Raw genomic sequence first — 9,833 nt, 5'->3', positions numbered from 1 at the left:
AATGGCCGGCATGGCCACGACACCGGCGTCGCCCAACCGGACCAGCCCGGCGCGCACCGACCCGGTGGTCGCGGGCGCAAGTGAGCTCATCGGGGGCCCACCCGGGCGGCACGCCCTGCTCGGCGCGAGCCGGAGCTGGTGGACGCCGCTGCGCGTGCTGATGCTCCTGGTGACGCTGACCTGCGTGCTCGGCTACGCGCAGAAGTCCGGCTGCCGCGACACCCGCAACTGGACGGACGAGTACCAGTACACCCGGATGTGCTACTCCGACGTGGTGGCCCTCTACAGCCAGGAGGGCCTGGTCGACGGCAAGCTCCCCTACCTGGACTACCCGACCGAGTACCCGCCGGTGATCGGCGGCGCGATGCAGCTGGTCTCCTCACTTGCCGGCCTCGGCTCGGCCCCGGCCGCGGTGTTCCGCACCGACGAGGCGGGCGCCCAGGTCTTCGACCACTACTCGATGGACTCCCGCTCGGCGCTGTTCTACGACCTCACCGCGCTGCTGTTCCTGGTGGCGGCCTGCGTGGCGGTCTTCTGCACGGCGCTGACCATGGCGCCGTCCCGGATCTGGGACGCGGCGCTGCTGGCCCTGGCGCCGACGCTCGCGCTGCACCTGCTGACCAACTGGGATGTCCTCGCCGTGGCCTTCGCGGCCGGTGGGCTGCTGGCCTGGTCGCGGCGTGCCCCACGGCTGGCCGGCATCCTGTTCGGGCTGGGCGTGGTCACCAAGCTCTACCCGGCGCTGTTCCTGCTGGGGCTCGCGGTGCTCTGCCTGCGGACCGGCCGGATGCGGGAATGGGCACGCACCGCCGTCTACGCGGTGGGCGCCGCGGTCGCCGTGATGCTGCCCGTCTGGCTCACCGCCGGCTACTTCGACGGCACGACGAAGGTCAGCGACGGCATCTGGTCCACCTTCTGGGGCGGCGGCGACTGGGTCGCGCTGCTCGACGGCAAGCAGGCCGGCGGGCACAACGGCCTGCAACGCTTCTTCGAGCTCAACTCCGAGCGCGGCGCCGACTGGGACTCCCTCGCCTTCGCGACGACCTGGCTGGCCGGCAAGTACGACACCGGCTGGTTCGAGCCCCTGCACCTGGTCGTCCTCGCCATCGGGCTGACCGCCGCCGGCGCGGCCGCCGCGCTGGCGGTGCGGCGCTGGCCGTGGCTGCGCGCGCAGGTCATCGGCACCGCCGTCGCGTGCTGGCTGGTCCTGGCCGTGGCCACGCCGCTGGTCCTCGGTGCCGTGCGCGACCACGGCATCCCGGTCGGGACGCTGAACGTCCTGACCGCGGTCGGCCTCGTCCTGGCCGTGGTGGGCATCCTGGCGCTCGCCCTGCTGGCGCCGCGCCGACCACGGGTGCCCCAGGTGGTGCTCCTCCTGGTGATCGCCTTCCTGGTGACCAACAAGGTCTTCTCGCCGCAGTACACGATCTGGCTGCTGCCGCTGATGGCCCTGGCCCGGCCGCACTGGCGGCTGTTCCTGGTCTGGCAGGCCTGCGAGATCTGGGTGCTGTTCACCCGGTTCATGCACTTCATCTACAACGACACCTCCGGCGCCGACGGGATCGACCGGGGCTGGTTCGTCGGCGCCGTGGTGCTCCGTGACCTGATGCTCTGTGTGATCGCGGCCTTCGTGGTGCGCGAGATCCTCCGCCCCGAGCTGGACGTCGTCCGCGACGGCGGCATGGACGACCCGGCCGGCGGGATCCTCGACGGCGCCCCCGACGTGCGCGGCGGGCGCCTGGGCCTGCGGCTGCCGTCCCGGCCCTGGGGCCGCGCGGTGCCCGCCTCGGCACCGTTGTCCGGCACCGAGGCAGGCGCCGATCAGGACGAGCTTTCGTGGCCGGAGGGTCTCGCGGGCCCGGTGGGTGACGAGCCGCGCGTCGCGGCGCCGGAGGCGTCAACCGCACCCCACTCCCCGCGGCCCGTCGACAGGCGGGAGCAGGGATGACGGCGGACGCTCCGACCGAGTCGCACGCCGGGCGTCCCGTCGAGTCGGCCGGACACGCCGCTCCCGGTGGCAGCGATCCGGTGCGGCGGGTCTGGACCCGGCTGCCTGACGCCGTGCAGGCCTCGCTCCCGGTGTGGTTCGCCAGCCGGGTGGCGGTGATGATCGCGTCGTTGGCGGGGGCACGCGCCCTCTCGGACGGCCCGGCCGGCGACGCGCCCGGCCTCACCACACTCTGGGACCGCTGGGACGTCGGCCTGTTCACCAAGGTGGCCCGCTACGGCTACCTCTCGCCGTCCTACGCCGACCGGACGGAGGTCGACTTCCCAGGGCTGCCGCTGGCCATCCGCCTCGTCCACGTGGTCGTCCCGGACTGGATCGCCGCCGGACTGGTGGTCTCGTTCCTCGCCGGCACGCTCGCCGCCGCCGCGTTGTGGCGGCTGGCCGCCGACGAGGTCGGGCGGGAGGACGCGCGGTTCGCGGTCGTCGCGCTCGTCTGTTTTCCGTACGCGGTCTTCCTGTTCGCCGCGTACTCCGAAGGTGTCTTCCTGGGCTTCGCGGTGGCCTCCTGGCTCGCCGCGCGGCGTGACCGGTGGCTGCTCGCCGGCCTGCTGGGCGCCGGCGCCGCCTCGGCGCGGGTGACCGGTATCCCGTTCTGCGCCGCCCTGGTCGTGCAGTACGTGCTCGTGCGCCGCGCCGCGGGCCGCCCGCTCTTCGCCCCGCCGGCGCTGGCGCTCGCCCTGCCACCGCTGCCGATCATCGGGTACGTCCTCTACCTGCGCGCCCGGACCGGGCGGTGGGACACCTACACCGAGGCGATGCGCGCCGGCTGGAACCGCGGCGTCGACTGGCCGTGGCGGGGGTGGTCGCGGACGTGGGAGTCCGCGTTCGACGGGAGCGGGGCCTCGACGTTCGTCTGGTTCTGGCGCGGGGAGCTGCTCGCCGTCGTGATCGGCGTGCTGCTGACGGGCGTGCTGCTGTGGAGCAGGCGTTGGGGCGAGGCGACCTTCGTCGGCCTGATGACCGTCCTGATGAGCTTCTCGAACTACTACGCCTCGGGGATCCGCGGGATCCTGGTCGCCTTCCCGCTGTACCTGCTGCTGGCGCGGGTGGCCGCGCGCCGGTCGTGGGTCCGCGGCGCCTACGTCTGGCTCTGCGCACCGATCATGGTGGTCTTCGTCGTGGCCTTCACCCAGGGGAAATGGGTCGACTGACCTCGGGCGACCGCTCGCCGGGTGACCCCCTGCCGGGCGCCCGTCCGACCACTCACCGCGAGCCGCCGGGACCGGCCGGCGACCCGCCGCGGCCCATCGGGCGGCGGCGACACGACCATCGGGATCGGATGTCGGTCCGGGCGACCGGCGGATGCGCGAGGATAGGACGGTGGCGGCAGACGACGTACGGGTGGACGGGCCGGGGCCCTCGTCGCGGCAGCCGCCGGGCGTGACGGCGTCCGCCGCCGTGGCGGGCCTGCTGGCACTGGTGTTCCTGGTCCTCGCCCTCGCCGTGCCCGATCCGTCCCGGCACGCCCACGGGCTGCTGGTGGTCGTCGACCTGGTGGCTGTGGCCGGGGTCGGTGCGGTGTGGATCCGGGTGGTCCGCCTGGTCGGCCTCTCCGTGGACCGTCGCCGGGTCGAGTAATCTCGTCCAGACACACCGTGTGCCGACGTTTCAGCTCGCCCGTGGGGCGAACATCCGGCACCCGGTCCCTCCTGCCACGGATGATCCGTGGCCGCTAGAGTCCACAGGAGGTGGGTTCAGCCTTGCCACGCCACTATGAACTGATGGTGATCCTCGATTCCGAGCTCGAGGAGCGCACGGTCGCACCCTCGCTCGACCAGTACCTCAACGTCGTCCGTCAGGGCGGCGGAGTGGTCGAGAAGGTCGACGTGTGGGGCCGCCGCCGGCTCTCCTACGAGATCGCCAAGAGCTTCGAGGGCATCTACGCCGTCATCGACCTGCACACGGAGCCGGCCGTCGTCGCCGAGCTGGACCGCCAGCTCGTCCTCAACGAGTCCGTGATCCGTACCAAGGTGATCCGGCTGCCCGAGCCCAAGGCGCCACGGCCGAACCGCCGGGCGGCGGCGTGACGTGCTCTGCCCGGCCGGCGCTGCGCGCGCTGACGCGGGCCCCTCGACCGGAGGAGCGTGATCATGGCCGGTGAGACGGTGATCACGGTCGTCGGCAATCTGACGAACGACCCCGAACTGCGTTTCACGCCGAACGGCGCCGCGGTCGCGAGCTTCACGGTCGCGTCCACCCCGCGCACGCTCGACCGCGGAACGAACGAGTGGAAGGACGGCGAGGCGCTCTTTCTTCGCTGTTCCATCTGGCGGCAGGCTGCCGAGCACGTCGCCGAGTCCCTCACCAAGGGTGCGCGCGTCATCATTCAGGGGCGTCTCAAGCAGCGCTCCTTCGAGACCCGCGAGGGTGAGAAGCGGACGGTGATTGAACTGGACGTCGACGAGATCGGTCCTTCGCTGCGTTACGCGACCACGAAGGTCACCAAGGCGGCCCGCGGTGGCGGCTTCGGTGGTGGCCAGGGTGGCGGCGGCTTCGGCGGCGGCCAGGGTGGCCCCGGCGGCCCGAGCGGGCCTGGTGGCCCCGGTGGCCAGCCCGGCGGCGGCTACAACGGCGGATCCCCACAAGGCGGTGGCTCCGGCTATGCCGGCGGCGCCGTCGACGACCCGTGGTCACAGCCCGCGGGTGGTTACTCCGACGAGCCGCCGTTCTGAGCGGCCGGGTGTCATCTTCGCGCGACCGGAACTCGGGCGCAAAACGAGGTAGGAGCTCATCCATGGCCAAGGCGGCCGTGCGCAAGCCCAAGAAGAAGGTTTGCGTCTTCTGCAAGGACAAGGTCCACTACATCGACTACAAGGACACTTCCCTGCTCCGGAAGTTCATCTCCGACCGGGGGAAGATCCGCGCCCGCCGGGTGACCGGCAACTGCAGCCAGCACCAGCGTGACGTCGCGACCGCGGTGAAGAACAGCCGCGAGATGGCGCTGCTGCCGTACACCTCGACGGCCCGCTGAGGAGGATGACGATGAAGCTCGTCCTCACCCAGGAGGTCCCGGGGCTCGGCAGCCCGGGGGACATCGTCGACGTGGCCGACGGCTACGGCCGGAACTACCTGGTGCCGCGCCGGTACGCGATTCTCGCGACCCGCGGCGCCGAGCGTCAGGTCGCCCAGATCAAGCGGGCGCGTGACGCCCGGGCGGTCCGCGACCTCGACCACGCCAAGGAGATCGCCGGCCAGCTCTCCGGCCTGTCCGTCCGGCTGGTCAGCCGCGCGGGCAAGGAGGGCCGGCTGTTCGGCTCGGTCACGGCCGCCGACGTGGTGTCCGCGGTGACCGACGCCGGAGGCCCCGCGCTGGACCGGCGCCGGGTCGAGCTGAGCACCCCGATCAAGTCGCTCGGCTCGCACACCGTCGCCGTGCACCTGCACCCCGAGGTCAGCGCGAAGCTGACCGTCCAGGTCACCTCGGCCTGACTGCGGACGCAGGCCAGGGTCGCGCCGTTCGTGGCGCCACCCTGGCCTGCTCTTGTTAGCAGCGCTCGGGATCCGGGACCGAAGGTCCGAGAGCTGGGATCTTGGGATCCAGCTCTGAGATGTCGGGACTTGGGAACCCGGGTACGAGGGATCGGGACCCGTTCTGGAGCAGGTCGCACAGACCTCACCCCCGCTGACGCCGGTTCCAGCACGACCGTGGCAGCTGAGTGAGTCCATGGGACACGCTCATTCGCCACGCATCAGCCGGTGGCTTCCTGGCCGCTCGGAGCCCGGTGCTCCGGGGTTCGGCGGCTTGGCGCCCGGTGACTTACTCGGATGACGCGACCACATCCAGATCACGTCTGTTTCCGCACGTGAGCGGGTGGTGACGCTGCGGCTCGGGCAAAATGATCGTGGGCATGTCGCGGGGAGATCAGATCCCCGGGCGATATAGCTCAAAATGATTAGTCAGACCGCGATCTCGGGGTTGCGTCAAAGATTTTTTTGTCCACAGGTGTCGTATCCCTGTAGTCCTTCTGGCGCTGCGGTTCCGGGCGCTCGCGGCGCCGTCATCCACAACGTCGCCGCCGCTCGTCCCGAGGCGTTCCCCAGAATCCCCCTCGTTACCAACAGGTTGTCCACAGGTGGGTGTGGATAACTTTTTGGAGCCTCCCCGTGGGGACCTCTACTGTCGAGCCCTCCACACTGGCCATGTATCCGTGGGAACGGGATAGTCCAGACGGGTGAGGTGGGCGTGATCTTCGGATCGGTGGGCGGGCGGTCGAGTTGACACCCTCCAAACTGCGGTCGAACATATGTTCGATAGGGTCGGTGGGATCGGGTTCGATGAAATCGGGTCCGGTGGGATCGGGGCCTGTGGGATCGGGTCGGGAGCTTCCGGCGCACGGCGCTGCTCCGATCGCCCGGTCGCGGCGGTGCGCAGGTGGGCCGGTCGACATCCGGGAGGGGGAGGCTTGAGCGTCGCCGACATCGCGCGTGGGCCTGGATCCGCGGTCGAGTTCGATCGCACCCCGCCCCACGATCTTCCTGCGGAGCAGAGCGTGCTGGGCGGCATGCTGCTCTCGAAGGACGCGATCGCGGACGTCGTCGAGGTCCTCCGTGCGAGCGACTTCTACCGGCCGGCGCACGCCACCGTCTACACCACGATCGGCGACCTCTACGGCCGTGGGGAGCCGGCCGACGTCATCAGCGTCGCGGCCGAGCTGGGCCGGCAGAACCTGCTGGAGCGGGTCGGCGGGCCGGCCTACATGCACACGCTGATCTCCAGCGTCCCGACCGCGGCGAACGCCGGCTACTACGCGCGCATCGTCGCGGAGAAGGCCGTGCTGCGCCGGCTGGCCGAGGCCGGCACGCGCATCGTGCAGCTCGCCTACGGCCCGGCGCCCGACGTCACCGATGTCGTCGACCGGGCCCAGGCGGCCGTCTACGAGGTGACCGAGCGGCGCACGAACGATGACTACACCCCGCTCGGCGAGTTGCTGAACCCGGCGCTGGAGGAGATCGAGGCGATCCAGGCCCACGACGGCGCCCTGACCGGGGTGCCGACGGGGTTCACCGACCTCGACGAGCTCACCAACGGCCTGCACGGCGGCCAGCTGTGGATCGTCGCGGCCCGGCCCGCGGTCGGCAAGTCGACCCTGGGCCTGGATTTCGCCCGCGCCGCGTCGATCAAGAACGGGATGACCTCGGTCGTCTTCTCGCTGGAGATGAGCCGCATGGAGATCACCATGCGGCTGCTCTCCGCCGAGGCCCGGGTGTCGCTGCAGAACATCCGCACCGGCCGGCTGACCGACGACGACTGGGGTCGGCTGGCCCGGCGGATGGGGGAGGTCGCCGAGGCACCGCTGTACATCGACGACAGCCCGCACCTGACGATGATGGAGATCCGGGCGAAGGCGCGGCGGCTCAAGCAGCGCAACGACCTGCGGCTGGTCATCCTCGACTACCTGCAGCTGATGTCCTCGCCGAAGAAGGTCGAGAGCCGCCAGCAGGAGGTCAGCGAGATCTCCCGGTCACTGAAGCTGCTCGCGAAGGAGCTGGAGGTCCCCGTCGTGGCCATCTCGCAGCTCAACCGGGCCTCCGAGCAGCGGGCCGACAAACGGCCCCAGGTCTCCGACCTGCGCGAGTCCGGCAGCCTCGAGCAGGACGCCGACGCGGTCATCCTGCTCTACCGGGAGGACACGGTGGAGAAGGAGTCCGCGCGGGCCGGCGAGGCCGATCTGATCATCGCCAAGCACCGTAACGGCCCCACGGGCACCGTCACGGTCGCCTTCCAGGGCCACTACTCCCGGTTCGTCGACATGGCCAACTGATCCACGCCGTGATCCGGTGGAAGGGCGGCCGCCCGCTGCGGTCGGGTCGACTGGCCCGATCGGACTGGTCGGCGGGCCGACCGGCCTGAAGAGCCGGCCCCGCGGTGACAGACTGGGCGACATGAGCGTTTCCGGTGTTCCCCCGCGCGACTCCGGGGTCGTCGAGGTCGCGCGGTTCGACGTGTTGCCAGGGTCCGAAGAGGAGTTCGCCGCGGCGTACCGAACCGTCCGGCACGAGCTGGTCGCCACGCCCGGGTGCCGCTCCGCCCGGATGACCAGGGGGGTCGAGTCCCCGTCCAGCTTCGTGCTCCTGGTCGACTGGGACAGCCTGGAAGCGCACACCGAGACCTTCCGCGGTTCCGACCGGTTCACCCGGTGGCGGGCGGCGCTCTCCCCGTTCTTCGCGGCCGCGCCGTCGGTGGAGCACGTCGTGGCGATCACAGACCCCGTCGCGCCGGCACCGGCGTCGGCGGACCGGCCGGCCAGCTCCTGAGCCCGCCGGCCGTCGCGCGCCTCCGCCGCCATGATGACCTTCATCGGGTACCTCTTTCTGGCGCCCCTCTCGGCCGCGTTCTTCGGCTTTCTGGTGTGGCTGCTGCCCGCGATCGCGATGCGCGACGTGATCGGCCGAATGCGGATCCGGCCGTTCACGTTCTTCGTGACCGGCTACATCTTCATCGGCCTGATGAGCTTCTACCTGCTGGTCTTCTACGAGGACCATGAGGTCGCCCCGTTCCTCGGAACGGTCGCGTCGCTGGGCCTGGTGTGGGCGGTCCGGCGGTGGTGGCGGTCGCGGCGCGGCTCCCGCACGGTCGCCGGGTTCAACCGGCTGACGGGCCCCCGGCGGCGCTCGGGAGCGCCCGCCAGCGGGCCCGGCATCCCCCACCCGGGCCAGTGGGGCGTCCAGCCGGGGCAGTACGGCGTCCAGCCTGGCCAGTGGGGGGTCCAGCCGGGGCAGTACGGCGTCCAGCCTGGTCCGCACGGCACCCACCCCGGCCAGTGGGGCGTCCAGCCTGGTCCGCACGGCGTCCAGCCCGGTGAGCACCCCGGTCCGTACGGCGTGCCCGGGTATCCGGGCGTGCCCGGGCAGACCACTCCGCCGGGATATCCGGCCCCGCCCGGCCAGGGGGGACATCCCGGCCATCCGGGGGCCGCGGCCACGGGCGGTCCGCCTGGGTCCGTCGGCCAGCCGCCCGCGGATGGTGTCCAGCCGGGGGGTCCTGGCTGGACGCCCGGCCAGGATGGCGAGCACCTGGATACGGCGGGCGCCGGCGAGCCACCCGCGCCGGGCAGGACCGGCCGGATCGCCGGCTATCCGCTCGCGGCGCCGCCGCCGGACTCGCCTTCCGGTCCGCCCGGATACCCGCCGCCGGAGCGCCCGGCACCCGGCGGACCGGCGGCGGCGACACCGGAGGCATCGGGTGGACCTGTGCCGAATCCACCGGCGCCAGGCTCATCAGCGCCAGGCTCGCAGGTGCCCGGTTCGCCGATGTCGGGTGGACCTGCGTCGAGTGGTCCGGTGCCTGGTGGACCAGTGCCTGGTGGTCCGCCGGGTCCGCCGTCGGGACGACCCGCGTCGGGTGGTCCGGTGTCAGGTGCGGGTGGACCGGTGTCGGGTGGACCGGGCGCGGGCCCGCCGGTCTGGAGCGACGAGCCGGACATCGACCCGACCTGGCTGGAGTTCTTTGCCAGCGAGCCCGGCGGCCTGGGCACTGACGGTCCGGGCGCCGGTGGCCCGGGGGGAGGCGCCGGTCCGGCCGGTCCGGCGGGTGCGACCGGGCGAGGTGGTCCGGGCGGTCCGGTGGATTCCCCGGGACCCGTCGATCCCGAGGAGCCGGACGGGCCGACCTCCGGTCCTCCCGGCGACCGGAGGCCCTGACCTCCGAGAGCGTCGCGTGGTCGGTTCTCCGAGTGGTCTGCTCGGGCCGCCAGGTGACGTGGTCGGTTCTCCGGGTGGTGTACTCGGGCTGGCGGGTGGCGTGGCTGCCGGGTGGCGTGGTCGGGCGGGTGCGGGCGAGGCGTAGCCTGATCGGTGGCGAAGCCTCCGGATCGGAGCGCGCCTG

The 9,833-nt window shown here is 72.0% G+C and carries 10 protein-coding genes; all 10 read left to right on the top strand.

What is annotated here, in order from left to right; all coding sequences use genetic code 11:
* Position 1 precedes the first annotated feature (1 nt).
* Positions 2-1,948 (top strand): glycosyltransferase family 87 protein, encoded by a 1,947-nt coding sequence (locus tag AC559T_RS02780; RefSeq protein WP_112108080.1) that lies wholly within the window; start codon positions 2-4, stop codon positions 1,946-1,948.
* On the top strand, positions 1,945-3,159 hold the full coding sequence (locus tag AC559T_RS02775) for a hypothetical protein (protein ID WP_498867625.1): 1,215 nt from the start codon (positions 1,945-1,947) through the stop codon (positions 3,157-3,159). The genes AC559T_RS02780 and AC559T_RS02775 overlap by 4 nt, the downstream gene beginning before the upstream one ends.
* A gap of 169 nt (positions 3,160-3,328) precedes the next feature.
* A complete protein-coding gene (locus tag AC559T_RS02770) occupies positions 3,329-3,586 on the top strand; it encodes a hypothetical protein (RefSeq protein ID WP_049795861.1) in 258 nt (85 codons plus the stop codon).
* A 122-nt stretch (positions 3,587-3,708) separates the two neighbouring features.
* Positions 3,709-4,035 carry a 30S ribosomal protein S6 gene (rpsF, locus tag AC559T_RS02765; RefSeq protein ID WP_020464685.1) on the top strand — a complete coding sequence of 109 codons (327 nt, stop codon included), beginning with the start codon at positions 3,709-3,711 and terminating at the stop codon, positions 4,033-4,035.
* Between the two features lie 63 nt (positions 4,036-4,098).
* Positions 4,099-4,680, top strand: a complete 582-nt coding sequence (locus tag AC559T_RS02760) for a single-stranded DNA-binding protein (RefSeq protein ID WP_112108089.1) — start codon at positions 4,099-4,101, stop codon at positions 4,678-4,680.
* 62 nt (positions 4,681-4,742) lie between these two features.
* Positions 4,743-4,979, top strand: coding sequence for a 30S ribosomal protein S18 (gene rpsR / locus AC559T_RS02755; protein WP_006543269.1), 237 nt, complete (start codon positions 4,743-4,745; stop codon positions 4,977-4,979).
* An 11-nt stretch (positions 4,980-4,990) separates the two neighbouring features.
* Positions 4,991-5,437 carry a 50S ribosomal protein L9 gene (rplI, locus tag AC559T_RS02750; RefSeq protein WP_020464683.1) on the top strand — a complete coding sequence of 149 codons (447 nt, stop codon included), beginning with the start codon at positions 4,991-4,993 and terminating at the stop codon, positions 5,435-5,437.
* Between the two features lie 974 nt (positions 5,438-6,411).
* Complete coding sequence (dnaB, locus tag AC559T_RS02745) at positions 6,412-7,770, top strand: replicative DNA helicase (protein ID WP_020464682.1); 1,359 nt, start codon at positions 6,412-6,414, stop codon at positions 7,768-7,770.
* A gap of 121 nt (positions 7,771-7,891) precedes the next feature.
* Positions 7,892-8,263 (top strand): antibiotic biosynthesis monooxygenase family protein, encoded by a 372-nt coding sequence (locus tag AC559T_RS02740; RefSeq protein WP_020464681.1) that lies wholly within the window; start codon positions 7,892-7,894, stop codon positions 8,261-8,263.
* Between the two features lie 30 nt (positions 8,264-8,293).
* Complete coding sequence (locus AC559T_RS02735; protein ID WP_498867624.1) at positions 8,294-9,649, top strand: hypothetical protein; 1,356 nt, start codon at positions 8,294-8,296, stop codon at positions 9,647-9,649.
* Positions 9,650-9,833: the final 184 nt, after the last annotated feature.

Origin of the sequence: Frankia sp. Hr75.2, from assembly GCF_949319125.1 — a bacterium.
Taxonomy (GTDB): domain Bacteria; phylum Actinomycetota; class Actinomycetes; order Frankiales; family Frankiaceae; genus Parafrankia; species Parafrankia soli.
Note: the sequence above shows the minus strand (reverse complement) of the source record. Positions and strands in the feature narration are given on the sequence as shown.

Excerpts from the sequence above, each read along its gene's own strand:
- AC559T_RS02780 (WP_112108080.1), top strand. The coding sequence starts at position 2 with ATGGCCGGCATGGCCACGACACCGGCGTCGCCCAACCGGACCAGCCCG.
- AC559T_RS02775 (WP_498867625.1), top strand. The coding sequence starts at position 1,945 with ATGACGGCGGACGCTCCGACCGAGTCGCACGCCGGGCGTCCCGTCGAG.
- AC559T_RS02760 (WP_112108089.1), top strand. The coding sequence starts at position 4,099 with ATGGCCGGTGAGACGGTGATCACGGTCGTCGGCAATCTGACGAACGAC.
- rpsR (WP_006543269.1), top strand. The coding sequence starts at position 4,743 with ATGGCCAAGGCGGCCGTGCGCAAGCCCAAGAAGAAGGTTTGCGTCTTC.
- rplI (WP_020464683.1), top strand. The coding sequence starts at position 4,991 with ATGAAGCTCGTCCTCACCCAGGAGGTCCCGGGGCTCGGCAGCCCGGGG.
- AC559T_RS02740 (WP_020464681.1), top strand. The coding sequence starts at position 7,892 with ATGAGCGTTTCCGGTGTTCCCCCGCGCGACTCCGGGGTCGTCGAGGTC.
- AC559T_RS02735 (WP_498867624.1), top strand. The coding sequence starts at position 8,294 with ATGATGACCTTCATCGGGTACCTCTTTCTGGCGCCCCTCTCGGCCGCG.